Below are 17,847 nucleotides of genomic sequence, written 5' to 3' on the forward strand. Positions count from 1 at the left end.
ACCCCACGGGTGTCCGGTCAGCGCAGCTGGCCGATGAAGTCCGGCCCCACCACCAGTTTTACATAGGGCAGGCCGTCGCTGCCCTTGCGGGTGATCCAGAACACGCCCGCCTTGCGGATGCGCCAGTCCTGCTTGCCGCCGCATAGCACCAGCGAGGCGACATGGCCCAGCAGCGGCTGGTGGCCGACGATCAGCGCCGGCTGGCGGTGTTCCGGCCAGCTCGCGGCGTCGAGTATCGCCTCCGCGTTCGAATCCGGGGCCAAAGCGTCCAGCAGCTTGTAGTTGCGCCCCAGTGCTTCCACCGTCTGCACGCAGCGTTTCGCCGGGCTGCACAGCACCCGCACGTCGTCCGGCAGCTGGCGGTGCAGCCAGGCGCCGACGCGCGCGGCGTGGCGCTTGCCCTTGGGCGTGAGCGCGCGCCGCAGGTCGCCCGCGACGTCGCCTTCTTCCACGTGCGGTTCAGCCTCAGCGTGCCGCCACAGGATCAGGTCCATGCTCGATCTCCTTGTTCGGATGCTTGTCGGCGCCGAGCATCTCCATCAGCTGTTGCTGGGCGCAGCTGCCCTTCTGGCCGCTGCGGGTCTTCTTGCGTCGGTAGTGCCCGTCGCTGCCCAGTTCCCAGGCGTTGACGTTGTCTTTCAGGTAGGGATGCAGGCCTTCGCGCAGCACCCGGCGCTTGAGGGCAGGGGATCGCACCGGGAAGGCCACCTCCACGCGCCGGAACAGGTTGCGGTTCATCCAGTCCGCGCTCGACAGGTAAATGTCGTGCTTCAGGTCGTTGCGGAAGTAGAAGATGCGCGAATGCTCCAGGAAGCGACCGACGATCGAGCGCACCTTGATATTCTCGGACAGGCCCTTCACGCCGGGGCGCAGCGAGCAGGCGCCGCGAACGATCAGGTCGATGCGCACGCCCGCCTGCGAAGCCTCGTACAGGGCCTTGATGACGGAATCGTCGGTGAGCGAATTCATCTTGGCGATGATCCGCCCGGGGCGGCCCGCCTTGGCGATCGTCGCTTCGTCGCGGATCGCCCGCACCACTTCCTTCTGCAGCGAGAACGGCGCCAGCCACAGGCTGTTGATCGCCTTCGGGCGGGTCAGGCTGGTCAGGTGGATGAAGACTTCGTTGACGTCGGCCGTGATCTCGTCGTCGCAGGTGAGCAGGCCGAAGTCGGTATAGAACTTGGCGGTGGTCGAGTTGTAGTTGCCGGTGCCGAGGTGGGCGTAGCGGCGCAGGCCGTTCTCTTCGCGGCGCAGCACCAGGGCCAGTTTGGCGTGGGTCTTCAGGCCCACCACGCCGTACACCACCTGAGCCCCGGCCTGTTCCAGGCGCTCGGCCCAGTTGATGTTGGCTTCTTCGTCGAAGCGCGCCATCAGCTCGACGATCACAGTGACTTCCTTGCCCCGGCGGGCTGCGGCGATCAGGGCTTCCATCAGGTCCGAGTTCATGCCGGCGCGGTAGATGGTCTGCTTGATCGCGGCCACGCAGGGGTCGGCGGCGGCCTGCTGGATGAAGTCGATGACCGGCTGGAAGGATTCGAAGGGGTGGTGCAGCAGCACGTCCTGGCGCCGCAGGGCCGAGAAGATATCGGGTCCGGTCAGCTTGGGCGGGAATCCCGGCGTGAAGGGCGGGAACTTCAGTTCCGACTTGTCCTTGGTGTTGGCGATCTCCAGCATCCGGCCCAGGTTCACCGGTCCGTCCACCGCGAACAGGCGCGAGCGGTCGATGTCGAACTGCTCGAGCAGGAAGTTGGACAAGTGCGGCGGGCAGGCACGCCCGACCTCCAGGCGCACGGCGAACCCGTAGTTGCGCGCATGGAGCTCGCTCTGCAGGGCCTGGCGCAGGTTCTTGACCTCGTCCTCGTCGACCCACAGGTCGCTGTTGCGGGTGACGCGGAACTGCGAATACGAGACCACTTCGCGGCCGGTGAACAGGTCGGCCATGTGGGCCTGGATCACCGAGGACAGCAGGCAGTAGGACTCGCCCTTCTTGTCCGACAGTTCGCTCGGCAGCCGGATCACGCGCGGCAGTACCCGCGGCGCCTTCATGATGGCGATGCCGGTGCCGCGCCCGAAGGCGTCCTTGCCCGCCAGTTCGACGATGAAGTTCAGGCTCTTGTTGACCACCCGCGGGAAGGGGTGGGCCGGGTCAAGCCCGATCGGAGTGAGCAGCGGACGCACTTCCTTGTCGAAGAAGGCCTTGACCCAGGCGCGCTGGGCGGCGTTGCGTTCACTGCGGCGCAGCATGTGGATGCCGTTCTCCGCTAGCTGCGGCACGATCTGCTGGTTGAACAGCTTGTACTGGCGGTCGATCAGGTGGCGGCACTCCGCGCTGGCGCGTTCCAACGTGTGGTGCACCGCGTGCGGGACGCCGCTGTGGCCCGCTTCCATCTGGTGCTGGGCCAGCAGGCTGGCGACGCGCACCTCGAAGAATTCGTCGAGGTTGCCGGACACGATGGTCAGGAAGCGCAGCCGCTCGAGCAGCGGAATGGACGGGTCCTCGGCCTGGGCCAGCACGCGACGGTTGAACTCGAGCAGCGACAGCTCGCGGTTCAGGAAGGCGCCGCCTTCGGGAATGGTCCTGGCCTCGGTATCGATGGCCTTGTGTTTCATATCCATGATCTGCGTCGTAGTGTCGGCGCAGGAAGTGTAGTTGTTGAATATGACAACCCGGTGACATGCAGGCGCAGCCTTAACGTTTAAGCATCATTAAAGCCAGCCTGCGTATAACGTTCTCATCATAACAAGAGGAGGGTTGTTCGATGAAAGCGTTCCTGCGCGACAACAAGGGTTTCCTGGCTTTCCTGCTGCTGTTCGGCGTGTTCCGCACTGCGGTGGCGGACTGGAACCCGATTCCGTCCAGCTCGATGCGGCCCAACCTGCTGGAAGGCGACGTCGTGTTCGTCAACCGCCTTGCCTACAACGTCAAAGTACCACTGACTGACGTGGTGCTGGCCCGCACCGGCGAACCGCGCCGCGGCGACGTCGTCACCTTCACCTCGCCCGAGGACGGCACCCGCCTGATCAAGCGCCTGATCGCACTGCCGGGCGACCGCGTCGAGATGCGCAACGAACGCCTGGTGATCAACGGCGTCGAGTCGGACTACCTGCTGCAGGAAGCGGCGCAGGAACTGGCGGCCGGCACCACGCTGCAGGCGCGGCGCATCGCCGAATCCGTCGACGGCCACCAGCACCGCATCCAGGTGCTGCCGCAGCTGGTGGTGCCGCGCGACTTCGGCCCGGTGCTCGTGCCCCAGGACTCCTATTTGATGTTGGGCGACAACCGCGACATGAGCCGCGACTCGCGCTACATCGGCTTCGTGCCGCGCCACCTCCTGATCGGACGCGCCGAGCGCATCCTGGTCTCGGCCGACTACCTCGGCAACTGGATGCCGCGCACCGAACGCTTCGGCATGTCGCTGCGCTGACAGCGCAGATTGGACCTTGCCAAAATTGTTTCTGTGAAATTCAGTACAATTGCGTCCCCCGGACGCCTGCCTGTCGCAGTGCCGGTCATTTTCAGAAGGCACTGCCATGCAACGACTCCTCACCACCATCCTCGCCTGCCTCGGCATGATCGGGGCCCTCGCGATCGATACCTATTTGCCGTCGATGCCGGCGATCGGCAACGAGTTCGGGGTGGGGCCGGTGGCGGTGCAGCAGACGCTCAGCGTGTTCCTGTTCTGCTTCGCGCTGATGATGCTGTTCTACGGGACCCTGTCCGATTCCTTCGGGCGCCGTCCGGTGATCCTGGGGGCGCTGGTGCTGTACACGCTGGCTTCGATCGGCGCGGCGCTGGCGCCGACCTTCGGCTGGCTGCTGGCCTTTCGCGCGCTGCAGGGCATCTCGGCCGGCGCCGGCTCGGTGATCGGCCAGGCCATCGTGCAGGACCGCTTCTCCGGCGCCCAGGCGCAGAAGATGATGTCGCACATCATGATGGTGTTCGGCCTGGCGCCCGCGATCGCGCCGGTGCTGGGCGGCTGGCTGCACGTGACCTTCGGCTGGCGCGCGACCTTCGTGTTCCTGGCCCTGTTCGGCGCCGCCATGATCCTGCTGGTGCTGCGCCTGCTGCCGGAAAGCCTGCCGCGCGAGAAGCGCCAGGTCTTCCACCCGGTGACGATCTCGCGCAACTACCTGATGGTGCTGCGCAATCCGCAGTTCGTGATGCTGTCGCTGGCGCTCGGCCTGGTGTTCGGCGGCCTGTCGCTGTATATCGGCTCCGCTGCCAACTTCGTGATGGAGATCCTGGGCCTGCCGGAGACGGCCTTTGCCTGGATGTTCATCCCGCTGATCGGCGGCATGGTGGTCGGTTCGGCCTGGGGCGGCAAGCGCGCCGCCAAGGCGCCGCCCGGCCGCCTGCTGTGGGTCGGCTACGGCGTGATGGCCGTGGCCTCGATCCTGAACGTCGGCTACAACGCCCTGTTCGCGGCCAGCGTGCCCTGGGCGGTGCTGCCGCTGGCGGTGTTCACTTTCGGTCTGGCAGTGGCAATGCCGGGCATCCAGCTGTCGGCGATGGGCCTGTTCCCGCACAACCGCGGCCTGGCCGCGTCGATGGTCGGTTTCATCCAGATGATGTCCTTCGCCCTGGTGTCGGGCCTGGTGGCGCCGCTGCTGTTCGGCAGCGCCTTCAAGCTGGCCTGCGGCGCGGCCCTGGGCTGCGTGCTGAGCTTCCTGATGTGGCGCCTCAGCCTGCGCTTCGCGAAACCGGCCGTCTGATGGCCGCGCAGGGATGCGCTGGATGACGGCGCATCCCTTCTTCCTGCTGCTGCGCAGCCGGCGCGCCTGGTTCCGGCGCGAGTCCTTCGGTCTCTACCTGCGCTACGCCCACGTGCTCGGCGTGGTGGTGGCCCTGTGCGGCCCGATGCTGCTCGAGCGGCCGGAGCTGCCGGCCGAGCCGATCCTGCATTTCTGGCGCGAGCCCGGCAGCTTCGGCGCCAACGCCGCCTGGGCCGGCGCCTGGCTGGCCATTGTGGCGCTGTGGGCGCGCATCCACCGCGGTTTCATCGCCGGCGGCGCGCTGGCGGCGTATGCGCGCTCGCTGCCGCTGGACCGGAGTACGCTGAGGCAGGTCGATACGGCCATGCTGCTGGTGGGCCTACAGGTCTTCGTGGTGCCGGTCGCATTGACCATATGGCAGGTCGCAGCGCACGGCGGCGGGGCGCCGTGGTTCATCTTGCGCGCGGTACTGCTCGCGCTACTGAGCCTTGGCGCGGCGCAGGCGGCCGCCATGCGACCGACGGCGCTGTCCCTGGCAATGCTGTGCGTCGGCTATGGTGTGCTGGCTGGGTGCGGCGTCTACGGCCCGTACGAGCCGCTGATGCTGGGACTGGCCTCGAGCGCCGTGCTGCTCGGACTGCGGAGTGCGCTGGCTGCCGATCCCGTGCCGCATGCACCGGGACGCGCACGCCGCGGCGGCGGCCCGCGCATCGGCGGCATGGCCTTCCTGCTCGCATGGCAGGCGAATGTGCTGGTGCGCGGCCACGCGCATGCCGCGCTGCCGCGCATCCTCCTGGCCGCCGCGCTGCAGGCGGCCTGCCTGTGGATGATCTTCAGTGTCGGCAAGCTGGCGGAATCCTCGGCCTTCCTGAAGGTCGGCTGCTGGATGATCGCCGCGGTGCTGTCAGGACTCTTCCACGTGCTGTGGAGCGCCCGCACGCAGCTGGCCGAGTGGCTGCGCAGCCTGCCGTTCGGGGCACTGCGTGTGGCCGTGGCCGAACAGGGCTGCGTGCTCGGCCTGCATGCACTGATCCTGGGCGCGGGCTACGCGGCCTGCCAGCTGCAGGGAAGCGCGGGCGACGTGGTCGCGGCGCAGCTGCTGCGGCACGGCGCCGGCAGCCTCGCCACCCTGGCGCTGCTCGGCGCCCCCATCATCCAGCGCCACAAGGACGGAGTCCTGCTCAAGTTCGTGGTGCTGGTCGCAACGTTCCTGATCCTGTGAGAGACGCATGCATCCTGTGACGAGCAAGTTGTTGGCGGTGGAGGGGCTTGGCATGGCCTTTTCCGGCCAGGCGCTGTTTTCCGACCTGTCATTCGGCTTCGGGCCTGGCGCGGTCGCGCTGATGGGGCCGAACGGCACCGGCAAGTCGACGCTGCTGTCGCTGCTGGCGGGCGTGGCGCCGCAGCAGAGTGGGCGCATCCTGGTGGGTGGCCACGACCTGGCCGGGGCGCCGCGCCGCGCGCGTGCGCTGCTGGCCTGGGTGCCGGACGAAGCGGCGGCCTACGACTTCATGACGGGCGACGAATTCCTGCGTTTTGTCCTGGCCCTGCGCGGCCAAGGCAAGGCGCCGGCGCTGCCCGGCCTGCTGGACGGACTGGGGCTGGCGCCGCACACGGGCAAGCGTTTCGGGACGATGTCGCTGGGCACGCGCAAGAAATTCATGCTGGCCGCCGGCCTGGCCAGCGACGCCCTGGTCGTGCTGATGGATGAGCCGACCAACGGCATCGATGCCCAGGCCAAGGCATTCCTGCTGGAGGTCTTCAGGCGGGAAGGGGACAGGCGCCTGTTCTTCTTTTCGACCCACGACCAGGAGGCGGTCGCGGGATCGCGAGCGCAGGTGTTCGCGCTGCCAGGGGAGGAGGCGCGCAGCGCGGCGTGAAGGAAGGGATCAGCGGCGGTGGGTCTTCATGGCCGCGGCGACTTCGCGCTTGGCGTCGCGGTCCTTCTCGGTGGCGCGCTTGTCGTGCTGCTTCTTGCCCTTGGCCAGGCCGATTTCGCATTTCACGCGGCCGGCCTTGAAGTGCAGGTTGAGCGGCACCAGGGTGTAGCCGGCGCGCTCGACCTTGCCGACCAGCTTGTCCAGCTCTGCGCGGTGCAGCAGGAGCTTCCTGGTGCGCAGCGCTTCCGGGTGGCTGAAGGCAGAGGTCGTGTTCAGCGCGCTGACGTGGGCGCCGAACAGGAACAGCTCGCCGTTGCGCACGACCACATAGGCTTCCTTGATCTGCACCTTGCCGGCGCGGATGGCCTTGACTTCCCACCCTTCCAGCACGATGCCGGCCTCGTACCGGTCCTCGATGAAGTAGTCGAAAAATGCTTTTTTATTGTCTGCGATACTCATGAAATAGCGAAAATCCGCGTCTCGGTTAAACTACTGCTGTGGCGCCAATGCAAAGATTGCATGGCGCAAAATGCAACTCGTCCAACATCATAACAAACGGTTGACCAATGGCAGTAGTGCACAAATCAGTTTTTCTCGGGTATAGCACCGAGCAGATGTTCGACCTTGTCGCCAAGGTCGAAGACTATCCAAAATTCCTTCCGTGGTGCGGCGGCGTGAAAGTGCTCGAGCGCGGCGACGACAAGCTGGTGGCCAGCCTGCAAATCAATTTCCACGGCGTGAAGCAGAGCTTTACCACTTCCAACCACAACAACCGTCCGACCCAGATGAAGATGCACCTGGTCGACGGTCCCTTCAAGATGCTGGAAGGAACCTGGAACTTCAAGCCCCTGCGCGCCGACGCCTGCAAGATCGATTTCGACCTTCACTATGAGTTCTCCAGCATCATCCTGGAACAGATCATCGGCCCGGTGTTCGGCATGATCGCCAATACCATGGTCGATTCCTTCAGCAAGCGTGCCGAGGCCATCTATGGCTGATCCGGCCGATGCGATGCTGCAGGTTTATGTCTGCTACGCCAAGGCTGGCGAGGAATTCCTGTGCCCGATGAAGGTCGTGCCCGGCACCACGATCGGCGCGGCCATCGAGATGAGCGGAGTCCTGGAAGCCTATCCGGACATTAACCTGAGCACCCAGCCGGTCGGCATCTACGCCAAGAAAAAGACCCTGGACACGGTGCTGCGCGAGCGCGACCGCATTGAGATCTACCGGCCCCTCGTGGCCGATCCCAAGGATTCGCGCCGCAAGCGCGCAGCCAAGAAGGAAGGCGGCGCCCAGCCAGCTGCCTGAGTTTTGCTAAGTGGTAAAAATTCCACTGCGCAATAAGGATTGCCCGCTTCAGGGTATCATGTGATACCTCGACGCCCGGCAGCCGGATTTGCCTTGCCTGCGTAGCGAGGCCGCTACCTTGTCCGCTGCCCGTTTCCCCCATGCTGAGCACCCTGAGTCTGTTGTTGGTCACCACCGCGCTGTCGGTCGTCATGCTGCTGGTGCTGTCTTCGCTCGCCGGCAGCAAGGTCGAGGGCATCCGCGAATGGGGGCAGGCCAACGGCCTGGCGGTGGTCGCGCTGCTGCTGTTTGCGTCGCGCGGCGTACTGCCGGACCTGTTGAGCATTGAGGCCGCGAACGCGATCTTTCTCCTCACCATCGCTTTGATGTTCGCAGGATTCCGCCGCCACCTGGGACTACCAGTCCCCTGGCGCCTCCTCGCGATCGGCGGGCTGGCCTCCTTTGCCGGGGTGGTGCTGTTCCACTACGGTCCTGAGTCGACCTCGCTGCGGATTACCTCGGTATCGGTTTTCCACGGCGCGGCCTGCTTCGGCATCGCGGCCAGCCTGCCCCATGCCCAGGGCCGCCTGCGCTACCCTTACGCTTTTACCCGCACAGCGGCCTTCCTGCTGGGACTGGCCCACGGCGTGCGCGGCATCTTCTATCTGGCGGATGCCATCGAACCGGTGAGCTTCATTGCGCCCGGCACGGCCAATCTGATCTTCTTCGCCCTCGGCACCCTGGCGCTGCCGGCCCTGACGCTGGGGGCGGTGATGATGTCGAATGCGCGCGTGCTGTCCGACACCGCCTACGCCGCCGACCACGACCACCTCACCGGCGCGCCTTCGCGCCGCGCCTTCTTCGAGGCGGCCGAGCGCGAGCTGGCACGGGCCCGGCGCCACCACAGCGGACTCGGCCTGCTGCTGGTCGATGCCGACCACTTCAAGCGCATCAACGACACCCATGGACACGCGACCGGCGACCAGGTGCTGCGCGACCTGGTGCATCGCACCCAGGACGTGATCCGCAAGGTCGATTACTTCGCGCGCCTCGGCGGCGAAGAATTCGGCGTACTGCTGCCGGACGCGACGGGAGAGACGGCGCTGGCGGTGGCGGAGCGCCTGCGCAGCGCGCTCGACCGCTCGGCGCAGACCGGCGCGGCCTACACGGTCAGTATCGGCCTGGCAATGCTGGAAGAGGGCGAGGATGTCGCTAGCCTGATGGGCCGTGCGGACGCAGCCCTGTATGCGGCGAAGGAGGGCGGACGCAACCGTGTGGAGTGTGCGTCCGCGCGCACCGGCGCTTCAGTCGGCGGGGCTTAGCGGCACTCCGCCAGGATCCTGTTGGCGCGCGCCAGCTGTTCGGCGCGCTCCTGGTCGCTGGCGAAACTGCGCTCGCCATTGGCGTTGACGCGGGAAATACGGATGCCCGATTCCACCTGGGCGCGCGCCTGGCGCGCGGCATCGCAGCGCTCGCCGTCGTCGCGCCGGCGCTGGGCTTCCACCAGCTCTTTCTTTTCCTGTTCTTCCCTTGCTTTCGTGCGTTTGAGATAGTCCCTTTCGCGCTGAGCCAGGTCGGGCAATTCCTTGGCTATTCCAGGTGTCGCGGCGGCCGGAGCGGGCGCCGCCTGCGGTGCCGGCAGCCGGCCCGGCGCCTTCAGGATCTTGTGCTGCGGCGTGGACGGTGGGGGAGGGCGGTCGGAGAACTGGCGCACGCCATTCTCGCCGATCCAGGAATACTGGGCATGGGCCAAGGTGCTGCCAAGGAGCAGGGCACAGGCGGAAAACAGGCGAAGGGGTGCGGTCTGGTGCGGCATAAAAGTTTTCCTTAAGTAACAGTCGGATTTCGCCATGCTTCAGTCCGGCTGTCAATCGCGGACTCTTCCCTACGGCCATTTTTTCGGCATGGCTGCGACAGTCGTTTGTACTTTCTGTATAATTCACTTTTGCGCCTATAGGAAAATGCTATGCGTCTACTCCAAAAAGCACTCACGTTCGATGACGTGCTGCTCGTCCCGGCTTACTCCAATGTTCTTCCGGCCGAAACTTCCCTTCGCACCAAACTGACCCGGAATATCACGCTGAATATCCCGCTGCTGTCGGCTGCGATGGACACCGTGACCGAGGCGCGCCTGGCGATCGCGATGGCGCAGGAAGGCGGCATCGGCATCATCCACAAGAACCTGCGCCCGGCCGACCAGGCGAGAGAAGTAGCGCGCGTCAAGCGTTTCGAAGCGGGCGTGCTGCGCGACCCGATCACCATTCCCCCGACCATGAAGATCCGCGAAGTGCTGGCGCTGTCGCAACAGCACGGCATCAGTGGCTTCCCGGTCGTCGAGGGCAAGCAGGTGGTCGGCATCATCACCAACCGCGACCTGCGTTTCGAGGAAGACCTGGAAGCGGAAGCACGCGCCAAGATGACTCCGCGCGAAAAGCTGGTGTACGTGAACGAAGACGCCAACACTGAAGAAGCCAAGCGCCTGATGAACAAGCACCGCCTCGAGCGCGTGCTGGTTGTCAACGACGACTTCGAACTGCGCGGCCTGATCACCGTCAAGGACATCCAGAAGTCGCACGAACACCCGCTGGCATCGAAAGATTCGCGCGGCCAGTTGCTGGTCGGCGCCGCCGTCGGCGTTGGCGAGCGCGACGAAGAGCGCATCGACCTGCTGGTGCAGGCCGGCGTGGACGTGCTGGTGGTCGACACCGCCCACGGCCACTCGCAGGGCATCCTCGACCGCGTGAAGTGGATCAAGGAACGTTATCCGCACGTGGACGTCATCGGCGGCAACATCGCCACCGCGGCCGCTGCGAAAGCGCTGGTGGAGTACGGCGCGGACGCGGTCAAGGTCGGCATCGGCCCGGGCTCGATCTGCACCACCCGTATCGTCGCCGGCGTCGGCGTGCCGCAGATCACCGCGATCTCGAACGTGGCCAAGGCGCTGGAAGGCACGGGCGTTCCCTGCATCGCCGACGGCGGCATCCGCTTCTCGGGTGACATCTCCAAGGCACTGGCAGCGGGCGCGCACACCGTCATGATGGGCAGCATGTTCGCCGGCACCGATGAAGCGCCGGGCGAAACCATCCTGTACCAGGGCCGCAGCTACAAATCCTACCGCGGCATGGGCAGCCTGGGCGCGATGGCCGAAGGTTCGGCCGACCGCTACTTCCAGGAAGCCTCCGCCAAGGCCGACAAGTTCGTCCCGGAAGGCATCGAAGGCCGCGTCGCCTACAAGGGCAGCGTGCTGGCGATCATCTTCCAGCTGGTCGGCGGCGTGCGCCAGTCGATGGGCTACTGCGGCTGCGCCACCATCGAAGAACTGCGCGAGAAAGCCGAGTTCGTCGAGATCACCTCGGCCGGCATGCGCGAATCGCACGTGCACGACGTGCAGATCACCAAGGAAGCGCCGAACTACCGTTCCGAGTAACGCATCCATGAAACGCGGCCCGAGGGCCGCGTTTTCGTATGACCCCGATTCTGACTACTGTTGCCTCTCCACATGCATTCTAAAATCCTCATCCTCGATTTCGGTTCCCAGGTTACCCAGCTGATCGCCCGTCGCGTGCGCGATGCCGGCGTGTTTTCGGAAGTCTATCCGTATGACGTCAGCGACGAATTCGTGCGCAACTACGGCGCCTCCGGCATCATCCTGTCGGGCAGCCATAACTCCACCCTGGAGGGCGATTCGCCGCGCGCGCCGCAGGCCGCGTTCGAAGCCGGCGTGCCGGTGCTGGGCATCTGCTACGGCATGCAGACCATGGCCGCCCAGCTCGGCGGCAAGGTCGAGAACGGCAAGGTACGCGAGTTCGGCTACGCCGAAGTGCGCGCTCGCGGCCATACGGCCCTGCTGAACGGCATCAACGATTTCGTCACCGATGAAGGCCACGGCATGCTGCGCGTGTGGATGAGCCACGGCGACAAGGTGCTGGACATGCCGCCGGGCTTCAAGCTGATGGGCTCGACCGACAGCTGCCCGATCGCCGCCATGGCCGACGAGGAGCGCCGCTTCTACGCGCTGCAGTTCCACCCGGAAGTGACCCACACCTCGCAAGGGGAGGCCATCATCGGCCGTTTCGTGCACGAGATCTGCGGCTGCAAGTCGGACTGGAACATGCCGGACTACATCGGCGAAGCGGTGCAGAAGATCCGCGAACAGGTCGGCACCGATGAGGTGATCCTGGGCCTGTCCGGCGGCGTCGACTCGAGCGTGGCAGCGGCACTGATCCACCGCGCCATCGGCGACCAGCTGACTTGCGTGTTCGTCGACCACGGCCTGCTGCGCAAGGACGAGGGCAAGATGGTCATGGACATGTTCTCGAAGAACCTGGGCGTCAAGGTGCTGCGCATCGATGCCGAAGACCAGTTCATGGGCCACCTGGCCGGCGTGACCGATCCGGAGCAGAAGCGCAAGATCATCGGCCGCGAGTTCGTGGAAGTGTTCCAGGTCGAAGCCGGCAAGCTGACCAATGCGAAGTGGCTGGCGCAGGGCACGATCTACCCGGACGTGATCGAATCGGCCGGGAAGGGCAAGAAGGGCCAGACCATCAAGAGCCACCACAACGTGGGCGGCCTGCCGGAGACCCTGAACCTGAAACTGCTGGAGCCGCTGCGCGAGCTGTTCAAGGATGAAGTCCGCAAGCTGGGCGTCGCGCTGGGCCTGCCGCACGACATGGTGTACCGCCACCCGTTCCCGGGCCCGGGCCTGGGCGTGCGCATCCTGGGGGAGGTGAAGAAGGAGTACGCCGACCTGCTGCGCGAAGCGGACGCCATCTTCATCGAAGAGCTGCGCAATACGCCGTTCGAGCTGCCAGCCGTGGCGGGCATTGATCCCGGCAAGGCGCCGGTTAACTGGTACGAAGCGACCAGCCAGGCGTTTGCCGTGTTCCTGCCGGTGAAGTCGGTAGGGGTGATGGGCGATGGCCGCACCTACGAATACGTGGTGGCGCTGCGGGCAGTGCAGACGCTGGACTTCATGACGGCGCAGTGGGCGCATCTGCCGCACTCGCTGCTGGGGAAGGTGTCGAACCGCATCATCAATGAGGTGCGCGGATTGAACCGGGTGGTGTACGACATTTCAGGGAAACCTCCGGCGACCATCGAATGGGAGTGAGCGGAGTAAAAGCCCAGCTCTGACTGTCAAGCAATCAGCTAAGCCGTTGATCATTCGATTTGAATGATCAACGGCTTTTTTGTTTTTGCATAATTTCAAATTCCAAAAAATGTAACTAACCCACTGGATCTTATTCTGCGGACAGATACCTCAACGCTAACAACCACAAACAAGTCAACACTGCTTCACCATGGCTTCCAAGAAAGGGGGGCAGGTCGACGGCGTCAAGCGTTCGCGGGCACTAGAGCACTCAACCGTGCTATGTTGATTTGGTAACGTCTTGAACTAGACCAGGCCCAGGGTTATTGCCTGTTGGTAGACGGTAGCGAGGTGGCGGTGGACATTCCGGCCCGCGCCCTTCAAACTGTCGTAGGTTGATTTCTTTGCCATAACAGCGTCAATCGAGGGAGAGTGTGCCGACAATTAAGGATGTGGCCCGCATGGCCGGGGTAGGGACGGGGACCGCGTCGCGCGTGGTGCGCGGCAAGGGCTCGGTCTCGCCCGACAAGCTGAAGCGGGTGAAGCAAGCCATCGACGCGCTAGGCTACCGGCCGTCGCACACGGCGCGTTCGCTGTTGTACGGCAGCTCGCGCATGATCGGCGTGTACATCCCGATGCTGGCGGGGACCTTTTATACCGCCATCCTGAAGATCATCGACGCCGAACTGCGCGCCGCCGGACTGCACATGATGATCGGCTTCGGCACCGGCAAGGGCGAACCCAGGAAGGAAGCGATCGAAGGCGTGAGCCTTCTAATCGAGCGCGGCTGCGACGGCGTGATCGTGCTGACCAGCCCCCTGCAGGAAGAAGACCTGGCCCTGTTCGGCGAGCGGCGCAAGCGCCTGGTGGCGCTGAACTACGCCTTCGAGAGCATCCCCGAGCAGTGTTTTACGGTGGACCACGTGCTGGGAGGACGCCTCGCAGCGCGCGCGCTGCTCGAGCAGGGACACCGTGCCATCGCGGTACTGGCGGGGCCGTGGACGGTACAGGACAACGTCGAGCGCATCGAAGGCTTCATGTGCGAGCTGGAAAACGCCGGCATCGATACCGGCGCCATGTGGGTGACCGAACACGATTTTTCTTCGAGCGCGGGCTGGTCGGCCGCGCATGAACTCCTCGCGTCCGGGACGCATTTCACGGCCCTGTTCTGCGCCAACGACGAAATGGCCCTGGGTGCGATTTCGTGTTTCTATGAAGCGGGCATCCACGTGCCACGCGACGTGTCGGTAATCGGCTACGACGACGCGCCCAGCGCCGCGTATGCCGCGCCGCCCTTGACGTCGGTGCGCATTCCTTGGCGCGAGATGACGGCCAGCGGCGTCGCCGAACTGCTCAACCTGTGCGATGGCGGCCGCCGGCCGGTGGTGCGCAGTTTTCCCGTCAGCGTGACGATGCGGGCCTCGCTTACCAAGCCCGGGGCGGGCGTCGGGCGCCCGGCGAATGTCCCCAAACGCCGGCAGCCGGCATAAGCAGCGGATTACGGCAGGCGCAAGTGCGAGCGCGTTGAAACAATGCACCATGCGGCGAAGGGCTACTCTGGCGTCCTGGTCTCGAGTATTTGCTAAGATAGGCATTTGACGCATCGACAAGCTGCTACGCAAGGCGCGCTTTTTCTTGAGCGCAGCGAGCACACGTCGTATTCCCGTAATGATTCCATTCACCTTCAACGACATTGAGGTAGGCGCCCGCATGGTCGAGGCCCTGGCACGCCAGGCCACGTCCCTGCCCGGCATGCCCATCACCTACAGCGACCTGCTGACACTGGCGCGCTCCATGCATCCGAAAGACGAGGTGCTCGGCCGGGCGGTACCGGTGGGCATCGGACCCAAGCTCCAGTTCGTGGAAGGCTTTTGCGCTTCGCACGGCTTTCCCAACCTGGCATGCCTGGCCGTGAACAGGGAGACCTTGCGGCCCGGGCCAGCGTACCAGGGTGACTGGGAAGCCGACAAGCGCGCCGTTGCCGGCTTCAACTGGAGTACCGCCGATGCGCAGCTGGCGGGGTACGTGGAAGCGATGCGCGCCAAGGTGCCGGCACGTTTCAAACCGCGCAAGGAACGGCCGGCGGACGTAGCCTGGTATGCCTATTTCTGTTCGCACCGGGAGGCCTGCGAAACCCTGACATCGGAGGACAAGCGGGAGATCATCAACCAGATGATGGCCGGACTCGACCCCGAAACGGCGCTCGCGCGCGTGCTGGCTGCAAAGCGCGACTTTGGCAGTACTCAGTGAGGAACAGGACGGACCGCGCGATGGCGTGGAGCGGTCGCGTTCATTCGACAGCGAAGAACAAGGATGGATTGGCCGCCTCTTGCTTCAGCTGCTTTTCCCGCCTGACTGGAGCCGCTGCGGGCCGATGCGCTGGCTCTCGCACGCGCGATGTCGTTCGATCGACTCCCGCGCCGATTCATTGAACAGGCTTTCACGTTCTTCAGGTGTAAAACAGAAAGACAGCCCACGCAGTCGGCGCGCGATCTCGCTTGGTCCGAAGGGTAAAATCGAAAGCTCATCCCCAGTCAGCATGAATAGCTCCTGCTTGTTCGCACTGAATGTGGCGCTGGTAACCCCTTGACTGGGGAGCGTGAGCACGGGAAGACTGGTCTGGCCACGTAAGTCAAAAATCGAAAGCCTTTCACTGTCGTCAAGAACCACCAGGAATTCTCCGGCCGCACTGGCCCGTGCATTGGGGCCAATGCCGGAGCCTGCGATATCCATTTCCAACCGGCGTTGAATGGCTTCATCGGGACAATCACTCGTACTGCACAGCGCCAGCAACTGGGTATCACCGTCAACCATGGCGTACAGATTTCCGACCCGCCAGTCCTGTCGTACACGGACACGTTCGCCTGTAGGCATCGCAGGCACCTCGAATGGGCGCTCGGCCGGGAGGGGCGCGTACTCGAGGTAATCGAAGGGCTTCTGGCTGACCACCGCGCGTCCGGATTGGGCCGAATAGACCGCAGCGGCCCCTGTGTACCTGCCACCCGAATAGATCAGCCGTTGCTGGAGGTCGAAGATCCGGGCCTGCCTGTCCAGGCTGGCCGTGAGGAGCCTGGTTTCAGTTGCATCGAATCGCATGCTGAACACGCGGCGGGTATGACCTCTTAATGTGAAGCTCTCGGCAGTAGAGAGGTCATATACCTGGATCTCGCCACGGTTGCCGGAGACAGCCAGATACCTGTCACTTGGGGCGAATGCGGTAGCAATGGCATTTCCGCTGTAGTTCCAGCCGTATGCGACGGCCTTTCGTAGCGGGTCCTTACGTCCAATGCGATACAAGTCACCAGCGTCGTCCAGGTATAGCGAACAGGTGTTCGAGATGTGCCACGGTCGCTTGCCTGCCAGTCGAACCTGCGTTTGACGGGCGCCGTCAATGAGTACAAGACTTGCATCGGAAGCTACTGACCACACGCGGCCGTCTGCGCAAAATCCGGCTTGCGCAGCTGACGACATGAGGGAAACGTCTTGTCCTTGCGACGAAACGAGTCGAATATCTCCATTTGCGTACGTGATGGCCACCTGGTGCTTCGGGCCAAGTTTCAAGGATTTAATCGTCTTTCCCTTGCTTTGCAATGGCACAAGCCGACGGGTTGGACCGTAGATTTCGAGCTGTTGATCCCTCGCGATCACAAAGCTGCCATCGGCCGCCAGGTCTGCTGGCGCATACTCCGGCTCCCCTGCGTCCACATTTTTGTTCAAGCAGCGCTGGACGCTCGGCTCGTCCGCTGCTGGTCGGCCGCTATCTTGCTTGACTGACAATTGGCGTAAACAACCTCGCCAATCGAGTGTGACCAGCACTTTTCCGCCAGACGCCAGGACGGCCGAGGACAAAGGGATACCATTCTTGCCGTAGGCCGTCTGCTCGCCAGCAGTTGCAGGGCTCCTGCCTGGCGCAACGCCCGCGAGGCGATGGTCGGACGAGTAGAGCAGGGCGCTGCCGTCATGCGAGGCCACGACATAGGAGCCGTTCGGCCCCCACGTCGCTCTGGAAAGACTATCCGAATGCACGTGCCGTGCCAGGGTGAGTCTTGCGTGGATCAGGTCTGGCGTCAGCTGGTTCAGCAGGCTTTTATCGATAAACAATCTGCCGCCTGCGTCCGCCAGCGCGAGTAATGCCTCGGTGGGTTGCGCTCTGCCGAGCAGCTGGGCTTGCGCGAGTCTGCGCGATGTTTCGACCTGATATCCCTGCAACAGGGCGTATCCGGACAAGCCGGCGAATCCGATTACCAATGCCGCGAGAGTTGCTACGACGATGCGTGTTCGACGTTTGCGCTGCCGAACTGCGCGACGGAAGATCTCGTCGGTATCGACTCCCATCAAGGATGCCGATATTTTTGCAAGCGCAAGGTCGCGACCATCCGCCGTCTCGCGAAGGTCTGCAGCCAGCAGCGATTGCGCGCAATCCGTTACAGTGCCATCCGGGGATACGTGGAAGCGTAGCGCGCGTGGGAATATCTCCGCTTCTGAAACACTGGCGACGTTCGGGACAATGACGGGAACGAAAGGGCGTTCAGGATGCCGTGACCGGAACAGGCGTATTTCCTCATTCACGTGAAAACTTTTTGCCGCGGCCGGAGAGCACAGAACGATCATGGCCGCCGAGTCGTCGAGCGAAAGCAAGGTTTGTTCAGGCAGTGGCAAACCAGCGCGAAAGTCCCCGCGATCGCGGAAGATCGGGCTCAGATTGGCTGGAACCTCTCCAATGGCGGTCTTTCTGCCCACCAGGTCGGAATCGATCCTGAACGACTCCAGCCTGGATTGCAGCCACCTGGCAGTGAGGGTATCTACATGACTGTACGAAAGGAAGGCGCGATATTTCAAGAGACGGTTCCCTCTGCTCGCGAATGAACCAGTATGCAG

General features: G+C 64.2%; 16 protein-coding genes. 11 read left to right on the forward strand and 5 right to left on the reverse strand.

The features are described from left to right. Positions 1–17: 17 nt before the first annotated feature. Positions 18–494 carry a histidine phosphatase family protein gene (locus LK542_RS17260; protein ID WP_227802557.1) on the reverse strand — a complete coding sequence of 159 codons (477 nt, stop codon included), beginning with the start codon at positions 492–494 and terminating at the stop codon, positions 18–20. Then, positions 466–2,616, reverse strand: coding sequence for a polyphosphate kinase 1 (gene ppk1, locus LK542_RS17265; RefSeq protein ID WP_227812841.1), 2,151 nt, complete (start codon positions 2,614–2,616; stop codon positions 466–468). Before ppk1 ends, LK542_RS17260 begins: the two co-directional genes overlap by 29 nt. Positions 2,617–2,759: 143 nt before the next feature. Between ppk1 and lepB the strand changes: the two genes are divergently transcribed. From lepB to LK542_RS17285, 4 genes are all read left to right on the forward strand, one after another. Beyond that, positions 2,760–3,425, forward strand: a complete 666-nt coding sequence (gene lepB / locus LK542_RS17270) for a signal peptidase I (protein ID WP_227812842.1) — start codon at positions 2,760–2,762, stop codon at positions 3,423–3,425. Positions 3,426–3,531: 106 nt separating this feature from the next. Beyond that, positions 3,532–4,713 (forward strand): multidrug effflux MFS transporter, encoded by a 1,182-nt coding sequence (locus LK542_RS17275; RefSeq protein WP_227812843.1) that lies wholly within the window; start codon positions 3,532–3,534, stop codon positions 4,711–4,713. A 22-nt stretch (positions 4,714–4,735) separates the two neighbouring features. Beyond that, positions 4,736–5,935 carry a hypothetical protein gene (locus LK542_RS17280; RefSeq protein ID WP_227812844.1) on the forward strand — a complete coding sequence of 400 codons (1,200 nt, stop codon included), beginning with the start codon at positions 4,736–4,738 and terminating at the stop codon, positions 5,933–5,935. Between the two features lie 7 nt (positions 5,936–5,942). After that, on the forward strand, positions 5,943–6,593 hold the full coding sequence (locus LK542_RS17285) for an ATP-binding cassette domain-containing protein (protein WP_227812845.1): 651 nt from the start codon (positions 5,943–5,945) through the stop codon (positions 6,591–6,593). A gap of 9 nt (positions 6,594–6,602) precedes the next feature. Here the strand turns inward: LK542_RS17285 and smpB are convergent, their stop codons facing one another. Then, positions 6,603–7,052, reverse strand: a complete 450-nt coding sequence (gene smpB / locus LK542_RS17290) for an SsrA-binding protein SmpB (protein WP_227802551.1) — start codon at positions 7,050–7,052, stop codon at positions 6,603–6,605. A 107-nt stretch (positions 7,053–7,159) separates the two neighbouring features. Between smpB and LK542_RS17295 the strand changes: the two genes are divergently transcribed. The 3 genes from LK542_RS17295 to LK542_RS17305 all read left to right on the forward strand — a co-directional run bounded on the left by LK542_RS17295 (position 7,160) and on the right by LK542_RS17305 (position 9,202). Beyond that, positions 7,160–7,591: a type II toxin-antitoxin system RatA family toxin gene (locus tag LK542_RS17295; protein WP_227802550.1), complete on the forward strand. Its 432-nt coding sequence runs from the start codon at positions 7,160–7,162 to the stop codon at positions 7,589–7,591. Next, positions 7,584–7,901, forward strand: coding sequence for an RnfH family protein (locus LK542_RS17300; protein ID WP_227812846.1), 318 nt, complete (start codon positions 7,584–7,586; stop codon positions 7,899–7,901). Before LK542_RS17295 ends, LK542_RS17300 begins: the two co-directional genes overlap by 8 nt. Positions 7,902–8,041: 140 nt before the next feature. Beyond that, complete coding sequence (locus tag LK542_RS17305; RefSeq protein ID WP_227812847.1) at positions 8,042–9,202, forward strand: diguanylate cyclase; 1,161 nt, start codon at positions 8,042–8,044, stop codon at positions 9,200–9,202. Here the strand turns inward: LK542_RS17305 and LK542_RS17310 are convergent. Further along, positions 9,199–9,696 (reverse strand): DUF4124 domain-containing protein, encoded by a 498-nt coding sequence (locus tag LK542_RS17310; protein ID WP_227812848.1) that lies wholly within the window; start codon positions 9,694–9,696, stop codon positions 9,199–9,201. The genes LK542_RS17305 and LK542_RS17310 overlap by 4 nt on opposite strands. A 150-nt stretch (positions 9,697–9,846) precedes the next feature. On the opposite strand from LK542_RS17310, the gene guaB reads away from it, so the two are divergent. From guaB to LK542_RS17330, 4 genes are all read left to right on the forward strand, one after another. After that, the gene (gene guaB / locus LK542_RS17315) at positions 9,847–11,307 is read left to right on the forward strand and encodes an IMP dehydrogenase (protein WP_227802546.1); all 1,461 of its coding nucleotides are present in this window, start codon (positions 9,847–9,849) and stop codon (positions 11,305–11,307) included. A gap of 72 nt (positions 11,308–11,379) precedes the next feature. Continuing rightward, positions 11,380–12,990, forward strand: a complete 1,611-nt coding sequence (gene guaA, locus LK542_RS17320; protein WP_227802545.1) for a glutamine-hydrolyzing GMP synthase — start codon at positions 11,380–11,382, stop codon at positions 12,988–12,990. 413 nt (positions 12,991–13,403) lie between these two features. Further along, positions 13,404–14,459: a substrate-binding domain-containing protein gene (locus LK542_RS17325; protein WP_227812849.1), complete on the forward strand. Its 1,056-nt coding sequence runs from the start codon at positions 13,404–13,406 to the stop codon at positions 14,457–14,459. Between the two features lie 178 nt (positions 14,460–14,637). Continuing rightward, on the forward strand, positions 14,638–15,219 hold the full coding sequence (locus LK542_RS17330) for a hypothetical protein (protein ID WP_227812850.1): 582 nt from the start codon (positions 14,638–14,640) through the stop codon (positions 15,217–15,219). A gap of 84 nt (positions 15,220–15,303) precedes the next feature. Here LK542_RS17330 and LK542_RS17335 read toward each other — a convergent pair whose 3' ends face one another. Beyond that, positions 15,304–17,808, reverse strand: coding sequence for a toll/interleukin-1 receptor domain-containing protein (locus LK542_RS17335; protein ID WP_227812851.1), 2,505 nt, complete (start codon positions 17,806–17,808; stop codon positions 15,304–15,306). Positions 17,809–17,847: the final 39 nt, after the last annotated feature.

This window comes from Massilia sp. IC2-477 (assembly GCF_020707265.1).
Classification (GTDB): domain Bacteria; phylum Pseudomonadota; class Gammaproteobacteria; order Burkholderiales; family Burkholderiaceae_D; genus Telluria.